Source organism: Mesorhizobium sp. FG116 (assembly GCF_057809835.1).
This window is the reverse complement of the sequence record NZ_JBMDKS010000031.1, coordinates 31,333-47,630: the sequence shown is the minus strand read 5'-3', so window position 1 is coordinate 47,630 and position 16,298 is coordinate 31,333. Positions and strand designations below refer to the sequence as shown.

Sequence of the window (16,298 nt, the reverse complement as noted above, 5' to 3'; positions counted from 1 at the left end):
CGTTGCCCGGTGCGCAGCCGGTTCCCGCAAGAGCGATGGGGCGGATTATGGGGGAAGGTGGGAAGGGTGTGGATAAAATTGTGAAGGAAAAAATGTCAAGTAATTGAAAGGAAAAGATATTATCTCTACACGAAATTCTATTTTTAAATATATGTGCCTTATCTCTTGGTTACAGCCTGTTTAGTGTCTGGCAGCGAAAATTCGGAACGACCAAATATTCGGTAGTGGTCGAACCGTCGTAAAGTCTGCAGTTCTGATTTTGATTGGTAAAAGTATCACATTTTTTCTCAATTAGCTTTCCCGAATCGGGTCGACATGCAATTGAACCTCGCTTGATGAGGGTGGCGTATGAATACGAGAGACTCGGCAGTCGGGCTGGCTGACTTCAAGGTAATTATTTCGGTCTACTGGCCGGGTACTACAGGCGTTTCTGGTTCGTTCGTTTGGCTGCGACCGACCAGACTCGCATGGAATGACTTTGGTCACATAACCATTGCGACGATCGGTTTTGTCGAAAACGGACAACTAGTGTTCGAGTATAATGGCAAGGCTGCATATTATGATCCCATGGAACGAAAGTATATCGGTGTGGGAAATGCCGTCAATGGACTATCGAACGACGAAGAGATAATCGTTACCGACAGTCGAAGTGTGATATCGCTGGCTGATACACAAGAGTCATACCGGATGATCATCCGAAAATCTGGGGTCTATGCCGGAAACGAACGTCTGGTGGCCGCGGGAGATTTGGTTGCGATCCAGAGCGATGCGTCAAGGAGGGATATCGAGCGCGCCGCATTGGCATCGGACGTGTTTCGGTTTTCCCTTACCCGGGAATCGGAAGCGTATTATGCATTTAGGAATGCAGGGCCAATTCTACGGGGCCTTGATCAAGAGGATACTTCGTCGGGACCTGAGGAAGTGATGATTGCCATCACCGATCAGGATGGCCAGAAAGTGGAGGTCGATTTCACTTTTAGTCACGAAGCCACGATCCCAAAGCGTACCTGTGTGATCATTGGCAAAAACGGGGTTGGAAAGAGCCGGGCTTTGGGGAACATAGCCCGTAAGGCCTTGCGTGGTATCCAGCGTGGAGCTAGCGGAGACAAAGACAGGATTGTGGCGAGCCGAGTTTTAGCCTTCACTCCCGGAAACGAATTCACGGGTATCTTCCCAAGTGAGAATTGGAAGCGTCCCGCGACCTACTACAAGCGACTGTCGACCAGTCGCGTAAGGTACAGTGACGGCGGAAATACGGCGACCGCCAGCATATTGGAATTGTCCCGAAATGACAGACAAATAGCCGCTAAATCCCGATTTTCTATCTTCATGGATGCTGTCCAAGCGATCAATCGGCCCAGTGAAATAGCGTTCAAATCGTCGACGGGCATCAACGTGATCCGGCTGTCGGAGTTGAGAAGTAGTTCCGAGGAGAGGAGGATCGAGTTACTTTTCAATATGACCCGGGCCGTCGAGCCAGGGAGGCTTGTCGATGGCCGTTTTTATTATCTCAGCACCGGTGAAGTGCGATTCATAAAGTTGCTGGCGCAAGCTTGTACCTATATCGAAAACGGGTCCCTTCTGCTGCTGGACGAACCCGAAACGCATCTACATCCGAATTTCATCGCTCGTCTTATGAGTGCTTTGGAGAGGCTTCTGGCCGACACGGGGTCTTGCGCAATCATGGCCACGCATTCCGTCTATGTCGTGCGCGAGGTTTTCCATGACCAGGTGGTCATCGTTGAGAAGGACAGTAACGGGCGGGTTTCGGTAAAAGTGCCCGGCATGCGTACCTTTGGTGCTGATATTTCCTCGATCTCTGCCTTTATATTCGGCGAAGAGGACACTTCGTTTCTTGCTGATGATACGATACGCAGGATAAGTGCGGAAAGACTCTCTTTCGACGAGTTGCGCGAGAAATACGGTGCGGTCCTGTCGCGGGAAATCCTCAGCGAATTGCGCGGGAAAGAATGAAGAAGTTCGCTCACCGTTCAAAAGGGCAATACCGCGTCCTCGCGGCCGTTGCGGCGAACTCTAGGGCCAAAAGTGCTCCCACCGTCAGAACACGAATGGCCTTTTTCGCCTCTGCATATCGCGAGTACATGAGGAACCGCGGCAACCCTTGGTTAATGAATGGCTACGTGAGCAATTCCGAGTTTCGGGAGACGATGGCGGGCTTGTTCGGTTCGAAGATCGCTGCGGTAAGCTACATTGCTGCACTGCGGAAGAATTCACGCGGCCGCTGTTGTTCCTTGTGCGGCTCGCTCAACAACAACCAGATCGATCACCTCCTGCCCCAACACCACTACCCCGAGTTTTCGGTGTTCCTGCCGAACCTATTTCCGATTTGCTCGTGTAACCAAACAAAGGGCAACAGGACCGTCGGACCTGCTTGTGGCGAGCGGTTTCTCCACCCAACGTTCGATAGAAAGATCGGCGAACGGTCACTATACGTCCGTATAAGGTGCCACGACGATGCACCGACCTACAACGTGATTATGCGAAAACCTAAGGGCGTCCGCGACGCGGCGGCTTTCGATTTCCACACTCGGACTCTGATCTCCCGCGATGCCCTTACCGACTATGTTAGGGACGGGTTTGAGCGATTCTGCCGGAGGCCGGGAAGCGTGGTGCGGTTGCTAAAGCGCGCTAACCCGGACAGCAAGGAGCATCTGATTCGCCTGCTCCGTGACGAGATAGACGAGGTATGCTGGCAGCATAGGACCAAAAACAACTGGGAATCGGTGATGTTGCAGGCACTTATCGAACGGCGCACCGTGACCTGGCTGTGGAAGCGGCTGTCAATGCCAGATCGCAAGGTCGGAGATTCATTGGTCGACTTGTAGCGAACTGTGGTCCCGCGGGGGCCAGATGTTTTGGAACCGTTGCCGCTAGGCCCTGCGATATGGTTCGGGCCTGCTGGATCAGGGTGGAAAAAGTTTTAACCGGAATGGCTGCAATTCTCTCAATTTTCCCGCATAGATCGCCCTCAGTGAACCGGTTCGTAGCCGCGAAGCTAGGCATCGGTGGCACAGCTACAAAAACGTTAGCTTATGGCGAATGTCTGACCCGCTCGCGATGGACGAAATTGGGGCCAATGCAGGCCTTGAGGCGCCTTGATACGTGGATATCCCCACACCCCTCATCCTTTACTTCTTCTTGCCCTTCTTCCCCTCATTCAACACCGCTGCTGCCTTGATGAGCGCGGTGAAGGCCGCTTCATCGAGCTCTTCGCCTTCGTGGATGTCGATGGCGCGGCGGGCGTTGCCTTCGAGGCTGGAGTTGAACAGGCCTGACGGGTCTTCCAGCGACGCGCCCTTGTGGAAGGTGAGCTTGACCACGCTCTTGTAGGTCTCGCCGGTGCAGATGATGCCGTTGTGCTCCCACACCGGCACGCCGCGCCATTTCCACGTCTCGACCACGTCCGGGTCTGCCTTGTGGATGAGCTTGCGCATGCGTGAAAGCGTCTGCCCGCGCCAGTCGCCCAATTCCTTGATGCGGGCGTCGATCAGCCTGGAGGCGTCTTCAGTCTGGCCGGCGGTGGTCGGGGGGGCGGGGGTGGTCGTGGTCATGTCCGGTCTCTTCATGCTGGGTGTGTGTGGCTGGGCTGGCGTGCGTGGGCTGCTCACATGCGCTCGCCCGGCAGCGCTCTTGCCTGTTTCACCCAGTCGGTGAACTGGGCTTCGTCGAGCGCATCGTTTTCGCGGATGTCGAGGTAGCGCACGTCCTTCTGTTTCGAGGTTCCGGGCGGCAAGGGGTCGAGCGCCGCGCCGCGGAAGAAGGCGACCTTGATGTATTTTTCGAAGCAATGATAGCTGAGGAACCAGCCTTCGCCCTCGATGCCATAGAAGGGCGAGTTCCATTTGACCGCCTTGGCGACGCCGGGGACGGCGCGGGTGACGAGCGCGTCGAGCCGGCGGCCGAGCTCGCTTTTCCAGCCCGGCATGGCGGCGATGTAGGCCTGCACGGGTTCTTCGCCATAACCCTTGGCGATCTGCGGGTTGCCGCCGGACAACAGGCGGGGCTTTTGCGCTGCCTGCGGAGGTTTTTCTGTCTTGCCGGGCATTGTTCTTCTTCTTCGCTTGAGGAAGGGAAGGATAGGGCGGTTTCGGCCGATGTCGACAGAGTGATGACGGCCGATGCCGGGAAGGCGGCACGCGGCAGGGTGCGCGCCGCCTTCGTTTTCCGGCTGGTCAGGCCTTCTTGAGTTCCATCATGGATTCGAAGCCGCCATAGATCATGCGCTTGGCATCGAAGGGCATCGTCTCGAAGTTGGGCTGGGTGCGCGGGTCGGCCATGACCTTGGCGTTGACGTCGTCGCGGTGCTGGCGCGAGTTGTAGACGATCCACGAGAAGACGACGGTTTCGTCTTCCTTGGCTTGCACGGAGCGCGGGAACGAGGTCAGCTCGCCATAGGGCACGTCGTCGCCGACGCACTCGACATAGGCGAGCGCGCCGTATTCCATCCAGACATCGCCGGCCTTGCGGGCCATTTCCTTGTAGGCTTCCAGATTGGCCTTCGGCACGGCCAGCACGAAACCATCGACATAGGACATGAGTTCTCTCCTCGGTTTGCTGTGTTGCGGGTGGTCGTGGTTAGTTTTGTGGGGCGTCAGTTCTGTGGGGCGTTGAGGGCCCATTCGACGCCGAACGGATCACGCAATGCGCCCCAGCGGTCGCCCCAGAACATGAGCTGGAGCGGGGTGGTGACCTCGCAGCCGGCATCGACGGCGCGCTGCCACCAGCGGTCTATGTCGGAGTCGGCGAGGTGGAGCTGCATGGTGCAGCCCTGCGGGGCCTTCGCCGGATGGCCGTGCTCGGGATAGAAGTCTGAGATCATCAGGCTGGAGCCGTTGACGTAAAGGTGGACGTGCATGGTGCGGCCCTTCTCGTCGGGTGGCACGGCGAAGACCTGCTCGGCGCCAAAGGCCTTGCCGTAGAAATCGGCGGCTTTCTGCGCGCCGTCGATCTGCAGGTAGGGGGTGAGGCCGCCGAGCGGCTTCGGCATGGGCGGGAAGGGCGGCTGCGGTCCTTCATCGGACATGGGTTTCTCCTGTCTTCGGCTGTTTGCCCACACAGGACGTATAGCGGCAGCGCGATCCGACAAGCGGGGCGAAGTTTTTTGGTGGATGCGTGCGGTCAGTTGACGAAGGTGTTTCGCACGCGCACCGAGTTCACGACGTAGGCCACCCAGATGGCGCCGACGACCGCGCCGGGGGCGTAGACTTTCAGGAAGTCGGGCGTGGCGAGGTTGGTGAGCGTGTTGATGCCTGTGGTGGCGGTGACCCAAACGCCGACGACGAAGGGCAGGGCGAGGCCGACGATGTAGCTGACGATGAACAGGTTGGGGAAGGCGGCGCGGGTCTTGAAGAACTGGACGGCGACGTAGGCGAGGAAGCCGACATAGGCGAGCCGCATGCCGCCGTCGCCGATGAAGGCGAGCGGGTAGCGCGCGGCGGTGCCTTCCGGCACGCTGCCAAACTCCTCGATCATGCCGGTGAGGATCTGGATCGGGCCGACGACCTGGCCGATGGCCATCAGGATGAGCCAGCCGCCGATGCCCTTGAGCTTTGGCTGCTCGACGGTTTCGGTCGCAGTCGGATACGGCTCGGCCATGGCGCTTCCCCCACGCGGTAGGAAAAGAATGCCACAGATGCGGCTTGCTCGCCACAGCGGGCGCCAGTTGGCGTTAACGGCGGCTTCCGAGGGTTCTCAACTTCCCGGACGGCCGGTCTTGGACGGGCGGCGGTTGCGCCGCGCCGTTTCAGCCGGGTCTTCGTAGGAGCCGATGCCGGCGCGCTCGCGGACGATTGGTTTGACGTCCTGCGCTCTTTCCTTTCGCGCGCCTTCGGCGTCGCGGAGAGACGCGCCATCAGGCGCGACGGCCGGTCGGCCTTGCGGCTTCGCCGGTACTTTTCCTTCGACCGGCTTTTCGGTGCGGCGCACGGTCATTTCATCGAGCGAATTCTTGCGGAACAAGGAGGGTTTGTTTTGCTCGGGGATGCCGAAATCGGAGCCGTGCGCCTCGCGCGCCGACTGCTTCTTGAACAGCGAACGCGAGACTGCACCCGCCGGCGTGGTCATGTCTGTGCCGGGCCCCATGTCGTCGATGGATGGCTTGGCGAAAAGGGAGTTTGACTGGGTAGCGCTGCCCCTCACCTGCCTGCCGGCATCCTCTCCCCGTGAACGGGGAGAGGAGAGGCTGTCATCAACCGTGCGATGCCGTTCGCGGCCCTTGTTGTGCTTGCCCTTCTCGCGGCCGGAGACGGGGCTTTCCATGTCGGCGTATTTGGCGAGCGGATCGTCGGAGATGGCGAGTTCCATCTCGCGCAACCGCTTGATCTCGTCGCGGATGCGGGCGGCCTTCTCGAAGTCGAGATTGGTGGCGGCGTCGCGCATCTGCTTGTCGAGTGCTTCCAGATGGGCCTTCAGGTTGTTGCCCATCATGGCTCCGGCGTCGTCGGTGAACTGCGAGATGTCGGCGCGGACGTGGTCCTTCTCGTAAACCGAATCGAGGATGTCGGCGATGCGCGACTTGACGCTTTCCGGGGTGATGCCGTTGGCCTGGTTGTATTCGAGCTGCTTTTCGCGGCGGCGGTTGGTTTCCGCCATGGCGCGTTCCATCGAACCGGTGACCTGGTCGGCGTAGAGGATGACCTTGCCGTCGACGTTGCGCGCCGCTCGCCCGATCGTCTGGATCAACGAGGTTTCGGACCGCAGGAAGCCTTCCTTGTCGGCGTCGAGGATGGCGACGAAACCGCATTCGGGAATGTCGAGGCCCTCGCGCAGAAGGTTGATGCCGACGAGAACGTCGAAAGCTCCGAGGCGCAGGTCGCGCAGGATCTCGATGCGCTCGAGCGTGTCGATGTCGGAGTGCATGTAGCGCACGCGGATGCCCTGCTCGTGCAGGTATTCGGTGAGGTCTTCGGCCATGCGCTTGGTGAGCACGGTGCAGAGCGTGCGGTAGCCCTTCTTCGTCGTTTCGCGGATTTCGCCGACGACATCATCGACCTGGTTTTTGGCAGGGCGGACCTCGACCGGCGGATCGATGAGGCCGGTGGGGCGAATGACCTGCTCGGCAAAGACGCCGCCGGACTGCTCCATCTCCCAGCCGCCCGGCGTCGCCGAAACGGCGACGGACAGGGGGCGCATGGCGTCCCATTCCTCGAAACGCAGCGGCCTGTTGTCCATGCAGGACGGCAGGCGGAAGCCGTATTCGGCCAGCGTCGCCTTGCGACGGAAGTCGCCACGATACATGCCGCCGATCTGCGGAATGGTGACATGGCTCTCGTCGATGAAGATGAGCGCGTTGTCGGGCACATATTCGAACAGGGTCGGCGGCGGATCACCCGGCTGGCGACCGGTGAGGTAGCGCGAATAGTTTTCGATGCCGGCGCAGGAGCCGGTCGCTTCCAGCATTTCGAGGTCGAAACGCGTGCGCTGCTCCAGCCGCTGCGCTTCAAGCAGGCGTCCCGCCTTCTCAAGCTCGGCCAGACGGTGCTTCAACTCTTCCTTGATCGACTTGATGGCCTGATTCAAGGTCGGGCGCGGCGTGACATAGTGCGAGTTGGCGTAAATCTTGACCGACTTCAGGTCGCCGGTCTTCTGGCCGGTTAACGGGTCGAACTCGGTGATCGACTCGATTTCGTCGCCAAACAGCGAAATGCGCCAGGCCCGGTCCTCAAGGTGGGCGGGGAAGATTTCGATGGTGTCGCCACGGACGCGGAAGGAGCCGCGCACGAAATTGATGTCCTGGCGTTTGTACTGCTGGGCAACAAGGTCGGCCAGCAATTGCCGTTGGTCGAGGCGGTCGCCAATTGCCATCTGGAAGGTCATGGCCGTGTAGGTTTCGACCGAGCCGATACCGTAGATACAGGACACGGAGGCGACGATGATGACGTCGTCGCGCTCGAGCAGCGAGCGCGTGGCCGAGTGGCGCATGCGGTCGATCTGCTCGTTGATCGAGGATTCCTTCTCGATATAGGTGTCGGTGCGGGGAACGTAGGCTTCCGGCTGGTAATAGTCGTAGTAGGAGACGAAATACTCGACCGCGTTCTCGGGGAAGAATTTCTTGAACTCCGAATAGAGCTGGGCAGCCAACGTCTTGTTGGGTGCGAGGATGAGGGCAGGTCGCTGCGTCTCCTCGATGACCTTGGCCATGGTGAAGGTCTTGCCGGAGCCGGTGACGCCGAGCAGAACCTGCGTGCGGTCTGTGTTGTTGACGCCTTCGACAAGGTCCTTGATGGCGGTCGGCTGGTCGCCCGCCGGCTGGAAATCCGATTCCATCTTGATGGCGATACCGCCTTCGGACTTTTCCGGGCGGGCGGGCCGGTGCGGCGTCCACAGGACACCGTCCTTGTGCAGCGGATTGCCGGATTCGATGAGCGCCGACAGCGCCGCCACCGTGGCGGTGACGCCGGAATTGGAGAGTGTTTCCGCGTCTTCCAGGCTGATGTCGATGCCGGCGACCGGGTTCAGGCCGACAGCGACGCGCTCCTTGGCGGACGCTGCGCCGCCCATCGATGTGCCGCGCCCGGAGCGGGTGGGTGAGGACGAACGCTCGGGGATTTTTTTGGGAGATTTACCCCCACCCCTAGCCCCTCCCCGCAAGGGGGAGGGGGATTCGGAGGTATCGCGTGGATCCGCGCCATCGGGCGCGACGGCCGGTCGGCCTTGCCGAGCTTCGCTCGGTAATTCGGCTTCACGCGCGATCTGCTCGGCCCAATCGGAGATGGAGCCGGAAAGGGGTGCGCCGGTAAATTCAGCCTGCGGCGCTTCGGCAAAGCCCTTGCGCTCCAGCGGGACGGAGGCGTCGAGATAGTCGGTCAGCGGGTTGCCGCGCTTGCGGGGCAAGCGGCTGTCTTCGGCCTGTGAAGGCGAATTTTTTGCAGGGGGTTTGGCCATCGCCGGAATATGGGAGGAGTCAGACTAAATGGGAAGAGCAGAATGGCGTTGCTCAGCTTGTTTGAGTTTGAATTGCTGACATCGGGGTGTCAGGATCAAGCCGATTCAAAAGCTATCCGGGAGGGATCATGACGGCTTATGTTGTGGCGACAATGGCGATCCATGATCCGCAGACCTATCGCAAATATACGGACCTGACGCCGCCCTTGATAAAGCGGCATAGCGGACGGTTCCTGACGCGGGGCGACGACGTGACGACCGCCAAGGGGCAGGCATTCGCGGACCGCATGGTGCTGCTCGAATTTCCAGACAAGGCGCATGTCGAGGCTTGGCTTTCGGACCCCGAATATATCGAAGCCTGCAAGTTCAGGGACGCGGCGTCTAGCGTTCGAATACTGGTCCAGGAAAGCCGCGGCAACACGGAAAACCCCGACCCCAAACTGTAGCACCTGCCCGGTGGCCTCGAACTATCCGCTTTCCTACAAGCTGACCTGGCTGCCCCGGTTGCTGAAGCCGTCGCTGCGCGGCGATGCAGGCGCGTTTGCACCGCCGGCACAGGCTTTGTTGCGGCCAATGCCGGCAAGCACGGTGCGGATTGCCTTTGTCGGCGATATTTCGGCGGTGGCAAACCGGGGTTTGCCTGTGGTCGATCCGGCGCTTGCGGCAATCCTGTCAGGAGCCGACCTGATTGTCGGCAATTGCGAAAGCCCGGTGGTGCGGCGACCGGCGGCGAAGGTCGGAACGCGGCTGGGGCTGCGGCACGCGATGACGCGGAGCTTTCTAGAAGGCGCGCTCGAGGCTGCCGGCGTGGAGGCGCGCAAGCTGGTGCTGTCGCTGGCCAACAACCATGCGCTCGACCAAGGCGTTGACGGGTTCGACGAGACGATCGCGACGCTTCTGGAGATGGGCATAAGGCCGATCGGTACCGTGGCTGACGGAGCGCCAGTTCTTATCGAGGTCGGACCCTTGAAGGTGGGGTTTGCCGCGTTCACGCAATGGCGCAACGCATCCCGCGAGGCGTTTTCCGGGCGTGTGGCGATGGACCCGGACGGCTGGTTGAAAGCCGGGCGCGAGGGAACCGACCTGCTGGTTGCGGTGCCGCATTGGGACCGGGAGTTCCGGCATTTTCCGCAGGCCGAAACGCGCGAGATTGCAAGGCGGCTGGCCAGTCAGGGCGTCGGGCTCATTGCCGGGCATCATGCGCATGTCGTGCAACCAGTCGAGCGGATCGGCGATGCGGTCGCGGCCTACGGGCTGGGGGACTTTCTCGGAACGGTGTTTGAGCGGCAGCCGTGGCCGGGGCGGATCGGCGCGATATTCGTTGCCGATATCAGCGCCGAACCCAGAACGCTGGGCAAGGTGGCCGGTTACCGGATACAATTCTTCTACCGGTTGCGTGAGGGTGCGCGCGAACGGCTGCTGCCCTTAGAGGCTCTTGCAGGGACGATGAAGAACCGGGTCGATGCGCGGCTGGCTGCGATCTTTCCGGCGTGAGGCTGGGCTCAGCCGAAGCGCAGTTTCAGACCGACAATCGCTGCAATGAACAGGAACGAGACCGTGTTGGCGGCGATGACCGGCATCGAGCCGATGGCAAGGCCGTAAACCACCCACAGGAAGACGCCGAAGGCCAAGGCCGCGGTGGTGGCCAGCGAGATATCCCTTGCCTGCCGCTCGCGCAAAATCTTCAGGAGCTGGGGCAGCCATGCAAAGGTCGTGATGACGGCGGCGACCGCGCCAATGATTTCGAATGAAGGATGCAAGGTGGTAGCTTTCGGAAAGGAGCCGGTTGCTGGTTCCCTATGCCAGATTTGGCGTTTGTTTGGAAGCTTGGCCGCCTTGCTGGACCAACGAAACAAAATGTGTTGCGGAAAAGCATCCGGGTCGGATTTCGTGATCGACGGCAGTGGCAAATGCGGCCCCGGTGTGACTGTCACAAACCCTTGCCTTGAACGACGCAAGCGACTCGTTCTCGCGGGTTTGCGGCTGTCACAATTTGTCTTTCGGCAGGGCCGATGCGGGGAAACCGTGAGCAATGTGTCGGAAATAAGTTCCTGAATCCATTTGGAAAAGTCACCCTTCGTGATTTGAACGGCGGGTTGGCTCGGACTAGGTCTGGTGGCGTTCCCGGCAACGGCCAAAGCAAGCCGGCCGGGAGGACGAAACCGCTCAAAACGGAGTACGACCCATGAAGAAGACCCTTGCTACCGCCGGCGCCCTGCTTGCCTTCCTCAGCACGGCCTATGCGGCGACCGTGGAAGGAACCATCCAGTCGGTCGATCCACAGACCAAGTCGATCACGCTTGACGATGGCAAGATCTATCAGCTTCCAGCCGAAGCCTCGGTCGATCAGTTGACGGTCGGGGCCAAGGTTCTGGTCACAGTGGACGACACCACCGGCACGGTGACATCGATCCAGAAAGCCTCGTAGCGTCCGGGTAAAATCCGCGTAGCGTTTACGGCCGGTCCCGATGGGGCCGGCCTTTCTATTGGCCGGCTTAAAAACCCGATTCCACTTTCCGGGCCAATGCTTTATTCCGTAAGCTAAGAGGCATTGCGGGGGAGGCATGCGCTTGAAGGTGGGTGTCATCCTTAATCCGGTGGCGGGAGGCGGCAGGCTCAAGCAGGACTGGCCGCGCGCGGCGGCGTTGCTCAAGAAGCATTTTGGCGAGTTTGACCTGCGCGAGACGCAGGCCGAGGGCGACGCAGAGCGGCTGGCGATCGATCTTGCCATGCAAGGCTGCGAACTGGTGATCGCGGCAGGAGGCGACGGTACGGCCAGCGAGGTGGCCGACGGCTTGATGCAAGCGTTCGAGGAAAGCAGGCGGGTGACGGAACTGGCGCTGCTGCCCTGCGGCACGGGCATAGACTTTGCGCGCGGCCTCGGCCTGCCGAAGAAGCTCGATGTGCTGCTGAAGCAGATTGCCGAGGCCAAGGGCCGCAAGGTCGATGCCGGGCGGATCACCTATGTCGATGACCATGGCAAGCTGGCCAGCCGGCATTTCATCAACATTGCCAGCCTTGGCCTGTCCGGCGTGACCGATCGGGCGGTGAACGCCGACAAGCGCAAGGGGCGCGTTTCGGCCAAGGCGCTGTTCTACTGGCGCACGGTGGCGGAATTCGTGCGCTACCGGTTCCAGCGGGTGCGCATAACGGTCGATGACGGCAAGCCGGAGGAGGCCAGCATCGCGCTGGTGGCGGTGGCCAATGGCCGCTTCTTCGGGGGCGGCATGATGATTGCGCCGGATGCCGGATTGAACGACGGGCAGTTCGATATCGTGATCCTGAAGGCGGCGAGCAAGCTGCAACTGATCTGGGACCTGCGGCTGGTCTATGGCGGCAGGCACCGCAACCATCCGGCGATCACCATGCTGCGTGGCCGCAAGGTGCTGGTCGAGCCGGTGGGCAGCGCTTCGGTGAACGGTGCGCTGGTGGATATTGACGGGGAGTCGCCGGGGCGCATTCCGGCGACGTTCGAGATGCTGCCAGGTGCGCTGACTCTGCGGTATTGAGCGCTTCAGGAACTGATTCAAGCGCTTGCCGGATTGATTCCGACGGGACGCGTAAACTGCTGATTTTGCTGCGTATAAATGTCAGGCTTCGAGCCGTGCCGGGAAGCCGGGCGCGCGCAGGTCTTTGCCGACGGCATCCTCGAGCAGCTTGACGATCTGGGTCGACCAGGCGCTGCCGCCGTAGGTTTCCTTGCCCTTCTCGAAGATCGAGTTGACCCGCTGGGCGAGGTCGAGCGGCACGCCGGTTTCGCGGGCCATGCGCATGGCGAAGCCGAGGTCCTTCAGAGCGAGGTCCATGGTGAAGCCGATGTCGTACGAGCCATTGAGGACAAGCTGGCTCTCGGTTTCATGGACGAACGAATTGCCGGATGACGCGACGATGGCGTGGTAGGCTTGTGCGAGATCGAGACCGCCGGTCTTGGCCAGCATCAGCGCCTCGCCGGCGGCGACGAGGTGGATGAAGGCCAGCATGTTGGTGATGACCTTGATGATGGCGCCCGAGCCGATCGGCCCCATGTGGAAGGAGCGGGCGCACATCGCCTCGATCGCCTTGCGATGGTGTTCGTAGAGCGCGAGATCGCCGCCGACCAGCGCGGTGACCTGGCCCGAGGCCGCCAGATGCACGCCGCCGGTTACCGGGCACTCGAGCGTATGGATGCCGCGGGCGGCGGCGATTGCGGCGAGGTGGATGATCTCGTCGCGGCCATTGGTGGACATCTCGATCCACGTGCCGCCTTCGGGCAAGCCTTCCAGCAGGCCGCCGGGTCCGGCGAGGACGGCTTCGCTGATCTTGGGAGAAGGCAGGCAGGTGATGGCGCAGCCGGCCTTGGCGGCTGCCGTGGCGGGGCTTACTGCCGTCTTGGCGCCAAGCGCCATAAGTTTTTCGACGGCGGCGGGCGAGGGGTCGTAGACGACAAGGGAAAAGCCGTTGCGCAGGAGGCTGGCAGCGAGGTTGCTGCCTAGATTGCCGAGACCGATGAAAGCGTATCTGTGGCGCGCGGTCATGGAAACAAGGGATCCTGGGTCATCTGGAGATGCAAATCCTTGCCCGTGTAAGGATGCGCCTCGCAGACGGCTTCGTCCAGTTCCACGCCGATGCCGGGTTCTTTTGACGGGATAACGTTGCCGTCCTGCCACTCGATCTTCTTCTTCAGAAGGGTGGCGTGGAAGCCGTCCCACTGCTTGAGCGATTCCAGGATGAGGAAATTGGGCAAGGTGACGGCAAGCTGGATGTTGGCGGCACCGACAATCGGGCCGCAATAGCAGTGGGGCGCGACCTGGATGTGGTAAACCTCGGCCATTGCCGAGATCTTCTTGGTCTCGAGGATGCCGCCGGAACGGCCGAGATCGGGTTGAAGGATGGAGGCGGCACGGTTTTCGATGACGCGGGCGAATTCGAATTTGGTGGTCAGCCGCTCGCCGGTGGCGATCGGTATTCTCGTACCGCGCGCGACTTCGGCCATCACTTCCGGCATATCGGGCGGTACCGGTTCCTCGAACCAGAGCGGATCGTAGGGCTCGATGGCGGCAGCCATGCGCAACGCGCCCGACGCTGTGAACTGGCCGTGGGTGCCGAACAGGATGTCGGCCTTGGTGCCGACTGCCTCGCGAATGGCTTTCAGCATGCGAGCGGAGAGATCGATGTCGTGAAGGCGCGGCTGGTGGCCGTCGAATGCGGTATAGGGGCCGGCGGGGTCGAGCTTGACGGCGTTGAAGCCCTGCTTGACGTAAAGTGCTGCGCATTCGGCGGCGAGGTCGGGATCGTTGTAGACGTTCTTGCCGTGGGCATCCTCGGAATGGACCGATCCGGTGTGCGGATAGAGATAGGTGTAGGAGCGCAGTTTCTCGTGCACCTGGCCGCCGAGCAGCTTGTAGACCGGCTTGCCGGCTTCCTTGCCGATGATGTCCCAGCAGGCGATTTCGAGTGCGGAGAAACAGCCCATGCCAGAGACATCCGGACGTTGGGTGAAGCCGGACGAGTAGCAGCGGCGGAAGAAGCTTTCGATGTCGTGTGGGTCGCGCCCGACGAGGTAGCGCTCGGCCATGTCCTCGATCATGCGGGCGGTGACATGGGCGGAGAAGGTCGCGTTGTAGGCCTCGCCATAGCCGACGACGCCGCCATCGGTGGTGAGCTTGACGAAGATGAAATACTTGCCGCCGATGCCCGGCGGCGGATTGCCGACAACGAAGGTTTTGACGTCGGTGATTTTCATCGATTGTCCTCCAGAACCATGAGCGCGCCTTTCCAGCCGGTCATGATCGATGCGGCGTTGGTGTTGCCGGTGACGTTGTCGGGAAAGATCGAGGCGTCGATGACGCGCAGGCCCGACAGGCCGTGGACGCGCAGGCGTGAATCGACCACGGCGAGCGAGGGATCGGGGCCCATGCGGCAAGTGGAAACCGGGTGGTAGACCGTGCCCGAACGCTTCCTGAAATCCTGAATCAGGTCGGCGTCGGAAGTGATTGACGGACCTGGCAAAACTTCTTCCTCCACGATCTCGGCGATGGCCGGCATGGAAGCCAGCTTGCGCAGGAATTTCACCGCGTCCAGCATCTCCGAAACATCCTCGTTGGTCGAGAAGGCATTGGGCGTGATCTTCGGATACTCAAGCGGATTGGCCGAGCGGATCATGATCTCGCCACGGCTGGAAGGCCGGCAATTGGAAAGGCCGATGGAGAAGCCCGGCCAAGGATCGGGCGACAGGATGGGCCGCTCGCCGCTTTTGGGGATGACGGTGGAGAATGCCTGGAAATAAAGCTGCATGTTGACCCGGCGCTGACCGGGATCGGTGTGGAAGAAGCCGCCGCCCTGGTTCATCGACATCGACAGCGGACCGCTGCGCAACAGAAGGTACTGCATGCCGACCAGCGCCTTGCCCCACCATGGGCGCAGGATCTGGTTCAGCGTCGGCAGCCGGCCTTTCCAAGTGTAGTTGATCCCTTGATGGTCTTGCAGATTGCGGCCGACATTTTCCGAGGCATGGGTGACATCGATGCCGCGCTCAGCGAGCAAGGCGGCGGGGCCGATGCCCGACAGTTGCAGCAATTGCGGGGTGTTGATCGAGCCGCCGCTCAATATGACTTCGCGACCGGCGTGCGCAGTCTTGCGCTCGCCGTTTTGCATGTATTCGACGCCGATGGCGCGCTTGCCCTCGAACAGGATGCGCGTGGCGAGAGCGTTCATTTCGACGCGGACATTGGCGCGCTTCATTGCCGGCCGCAGGAAGCCGCGGGCGGCGGACATGCGCCGGCCGTTCTTCGTGGTGATCTGGTAGACGCCGACGCCTTCCTGCGACGCGCCGTTGAAATCCTGATTAAGCGCAAGCCCTGCCTGCTGGCCTGCCTTCAGGAAGCGCTCTGTCAGCGGATGGACCTTGGTGCGGTTGTCGGTGACGTGGATCGGGCCGCCCTTGGCGCGCCATGCATCCGCGCCAGCTTCATTGTCCTCTATGGCCTTGAAGATCGGCAAGAGGTCATTGAAACCCCAACCGGTATTGCCGGCTTCTGCCCATGCGTCGAAATCCTCGCGCGCGCCCCTGATCCAGACCATGGCGTTGATGGAACTGGAGCCGCCGAGCAGCTTGCCGCGCGGCCAATGGTCGGCATTGCCGGCAAGTCCGGGATCGGGTTCGGTCTTGTAGTTCCAATTGACGGCGGGATCGAAGAAGGTCTTGCCGTAGCCGAGCGGCATCTGGACATAGAAGCGGCGGTCGGTGCCGCCCGCTTCCAGAACAAGAACGGAAAAGCGTCCGCTTGCCGACAGTTTTTCCGCCACGACCGAGCCGGCAGAGCCGGAGCCGACAACGATGAAGTCATATGTGGTCATGATGGATGAAGCGGCTCCGAGTATTCCGTACCTACCCTAGACTGGCGGGACGCTGGCCG

16 protein-coding genes are annotated in these 16,298 nt (G+C 61.0%); 6 read left to right on the top strand and 10 right to left on the bottom strand.

Annotated features, from left to right (window positions below; translation table 11 throughout):
• Window positions 1-348 precede the first annotated feature (348 nt).
• Complete coding sequence (locus ACODTY_RS20180) at window positions 349-1,974, top strand: ATP-dependent nuclease (protein ID WP_488995988.1); 1,626 nt, start codon at window positions 349-351, stop codon at window positions 1,972-1,974.
• Entirely contained in the window at window positions 1,971-2,846 is an 876-nt protein-coding gene (locus ACODTY_RS20175) for a hypothetical protein (RefSeq protein WP_488995987.1), read from the top strand. Before ACODTY_RS20180 ends, ACODTY_RS20175 begins: the two co-directional genes overlap by 4 nt.
• Before the next feature lie 303 nt (window positions 2,847-3,149).
• Here the strand turns inward: ACODTY_RS20175 and ACODTY_RS20170 are convergent, their stop codons facing one another.
• The 6 genes from ACODTY_RS20170 to uvrB all read right to left on the bottom strand — a co-directional run bounded on the left by ACODTY_RS20170 (window position 3,150) and on the right by uvrB (window position 8,904).
• Complete coding sequence (locus tag ACODTY_RS20170; protein WP_488995986.1) at window positions 3,150-3,572, bottom strand: DUF1801 domain-containing protein; 423 nt, start codon at window positions 3,570-3,572, stop codon at window positions 3,150-3,152.
• 53 nt (window positions 3,573-3,625) lie between these two features.
• Window positions 3,626-4,066, bottom strand: coding sequence for a DUF1801 domain-containing protein (locus ACODTY_RS20165; protein ID WP_488995985.1), 441 nt, complete (start codon window positions 4,064-4,066; stop codon window positions 3,626-3,628).
• Between the two features lie 127 nt (window positions 4,067-4,193).
• Complete coding sequence (locus ACODTY_RS20160; RefSeq protein ID WP_488995984.1) at window positions 4,194-4,556, bottom strand: DUF1428 domain-containing protein; 363 nt, start codon at window positions 4,554-4,556, stop codon at window positions 4,194-4,196.
• Between the two features lie 56 nt (window positions 4,557-4,612).
• Window positions 4,613-5,044: a VOC family protein gene (locus ACODTY_RS20155; RefSeq protein WP_488995983.1), complete on the bottom strand. Its 432-nt coding sequence runs from the start codon at window positions 5,042-5,044 to the stop codon at window positions 4,613-4,615.
• A 95-nt stretch (window positions 5,045-5,139) separates the two neighbouring features.
• The gene (locus tag ACODTY_RS20150; RefSeq protein WP_488995982.1) at window positions 5,140-5,616 is read right to left on the bottom strand and encodes a DUF2569 family protein; all 477 of its coding nucleotides are present in this window, start codon (window positions 5,614-5,616) and stop codon (window positions 5,140-5,142) included.
• Between the two features lie 96 nt (window positions 5,617-5,712).
• The gene (gene uvrB, locus ACODTY_RS20145; RefSeq protein ID WP_488995981.1) at window positions 5,713-8,904 is read right to left on the bottom strand and encodes an excinuclease ABC subunit UvrB; all 3,192 of its coding nucleotides are present in this window, start codon (window positions 8,902-8,904) and stop codon (window positions 5,713-5,715) included.
• A 128-nt stretch (window positions 8,905-9,032) separates the two neighbouring features.
• Between uvrB and ACODTY_RS20140 the strand changes: the two genes are divergently transcribed.
• Complete coding sequence (locus tag ACODTY_RS20140) at window positions 9,033-9,350, top strand: DUF1330 domain-containing protein (RefSeq protein WP_488995980.1); 318 nt, start codon at window positions 9,033-9,035, stop codon at window positions 9,348-9,350.
• A gap of 10 nt (window positions 9,351-9,360) precedes the next feature.
• On the top strand, window positions 9,361-10,398 hold the full coding sequence (locus ACODTY_RS20135; RefSeq protein WP_488995979.1) for a CapA family protein: 1,038 nt from the start codon (window positions 9,361-9,363) through the stop codon (window positions 10,396-10,398).
• 8 nt (window positions 10,399-10,406) lie between these two features.
• Here the strand turns inward: ACODTY_RS20135 and ACODTY_RS20130 are convergent, their stop codons facing one another.
• The gene (locus ACODTY_RS20130; protein ID WP_488995978.1) at window positions 10,407-10,664 is read right to left on the bottom strand and encodes a SemiSWEET family sugar transporter; all 258 of its coding nucleotides are present in this window, start codon (window positions 10,662-10,664) and stop codon (window positions 10,407-10,409) included.
• A 425-nt stretch (window positions 10,665-11,089) separates the two neighbouring features.
• On the opposite strand from ACODTY_RS20130, the gene ACODTY_RS20125 reads away from it, so the two are divergent.
• Together ACODTY_RS20125 and ACODTY_RS20120 are read left to right on the top strand one after the other, a co-directional pair.
• Window positions 11,090-11,332, top strand: a complete 243-nt coding sequence (locus tag ACODTY_RS20125) for a DUF1344 domain-containing protein (protein WP_488995977.1) — start codon at window positions 11,090-11,092, stop codon at window positions 11,330-11,332.
• Window positions 11,333-11,468: 136 nt separating this feature from the next.
• A complete protein-coding gene (locus ACODTY_RS20120; protein WP_488995976.1) occupies window positions 11,469-12,413 on the top strand; it encodes a diacylglycerol/lipid kinase family protein in 945 nt (314 codons plus the stop codon).
• Window positions 12,414-12,494: 81 nt separating this feature from the next.
• On the opposite strand, the gene ACODTY_RS20115 is transcribed toward ACODTY_RS20120, so the two are convergent.
• From ACODTY_RS20115 to ACODTY_RS20105, 3 genes are read right to left on the bottom strand one after another with little or no spacing between them, the layout of a single operon-like run.
• Window positions 12,495-13,418, bottom strand: a complete 924-nt coding sequence (locus ACODTY_RS20115) for an NAD(P)-dependent oxidoreductase (protein ID WP_488995975.1) — start codon at window positions 13,416-13,418, stop codon at window positions 12,495-12,497.
• Entirely contained in the window at window positions 13,415-14,626 is a 1,212-nt protein-coding gene (locus tag ACODTY_RS20110) for a mandelate racemase/muconate lactonizing enzyme family protein (protein ID WP_488995974.1), read from the bottom strand. Before ACODTY_RS20110 ends, ACODTY_RS20115 begins: the two co-directional genes overlap by 4 nt.
• On the bottom strand, window positions 14,623-16,239 hold the full coding sequence (locus ACODTY_RS20105; protein ID WP_488995973.1) for a GMC family oxidoreductase: 1,617 nt from the start codon (window positions 16,237-16,239) through the stop codon (window positions 14,623-14,625). Before ACODTY_RS20105 ends, ACODTY_RS20110 begins: the two co-directional genes overlap by 4 nt.
• Window positions 16,240-16,298 lie beyond the last annotated feature (59 nt).

What these genes read in the sequence shown, in the direction of transcription:
- ACODTY_RS20180 (WP_488995988.1), top strand. Translation starts at nt 349, where the DNA reads ATGAATACGAGAGACTCGGCAGTCGGGCTGGCTGACTTCAAGGTAATT.
- ACODTY_RS20105 (WP_488995973.1), bottom strand. Translation starts at nt 16,239, where the DNA reads ATGACCACATATGACTTCATCGTTGTCGGCTCCGGCTCTGCCGGCTCG.
- ACODTY_RS20150 (WP_488995982.1), bottom strand. Translation starts at nt 5,616, where the DNA reads ATGGCCGAGCCGTATCCGACTGCGACCGAAACCGTCGAGCAGCCAAAG.
- ACODTY_RS20170 (WP_488995986.1), bottom strand. Translation starts at nt 3,572, where the DNA reads ATGACCACGACCACCCCCGCCCCCCCGACCACCGCCGGCCAGACTGAA.
- ACODTY_RS20155 (WP_488995983.1), bottom strand. Translation starts at nt 5,044, where the DNA reads ATGTCCGATGAAGGACCGCAGCCGCCCTTCCCGCCCATGCCGAAGCCG.
- ACODTY_RS20160 (WP_488995984.1), bottom strand. Translation starts at nt 4,556, where the DNA reads ATGTCCTATGTCGATGGTTTCGTGCTGGCCGTGCCGAAGGCCAATCTG.
- ACODTY_RS20175 (WP_488995987.1), top strand. Translation starts at nt 1,971, where the DNA reads ATGAAGAAGTTCGCTCACCGTTCAAAAGGGCAATACCGCGTCCTCGCG.
- ACODTY_RS20125 (WP_488995977.1), top strand. Translation starts at nt 11,090, where the DNA reads ATGAAGAAGACCCTTGCTACCGCCGGCGCCCTGCTTGCCTTCCTCAGC.
- ACODTY_RS20115 (WP_488995975.1), bottom strand. Translation starts at nt 13,418, where the DNA reads ATGACCGCGCGCCACAGATACGCTTTCATCGGTCTCGGCAATCTAGGC.
- ACODTY_RS20110 (WP_488995974.1), bottom strand. Translation starts at nt 14,626, where the DNA reads ATGAAAATCACCGACGTCAAAACCTTCGTTGTCGGCAATCCGCCGCCG.
- ACODTY_RS20140 (WP_488995980.1), top strand. Translation starts at nt 9,033, where the DNA reads ATGACGGCTTATGTTGTGGCGACAATGGCGATCCATGATCCGCAGACC.
- ACODTY_RS20120 (WP_488995976.1), top strand. Translation starts at nt 11,469, where the DNA reads ATGCGCTTGAAGGTGGGTGTCATCCTTAATCCGGTGGCGGGAGGCGGC.
- uvrB (WP_488995981.1), bottom strand. Translation starts at nt 8,904, where the DNA reads ATGGCCAAACCCCCTGCAAAAAATTCGCCTTCACAGGCCGAAGACAGC.
- ACODTY_RS20165 (WP_488995985.1), bottom strand. Translation starts at nt 4,066, where the DNA reads ATGCCCGGCAAGACAGAAAAACCTCCGCAGGCAGCGCAAAAGCCCCGC.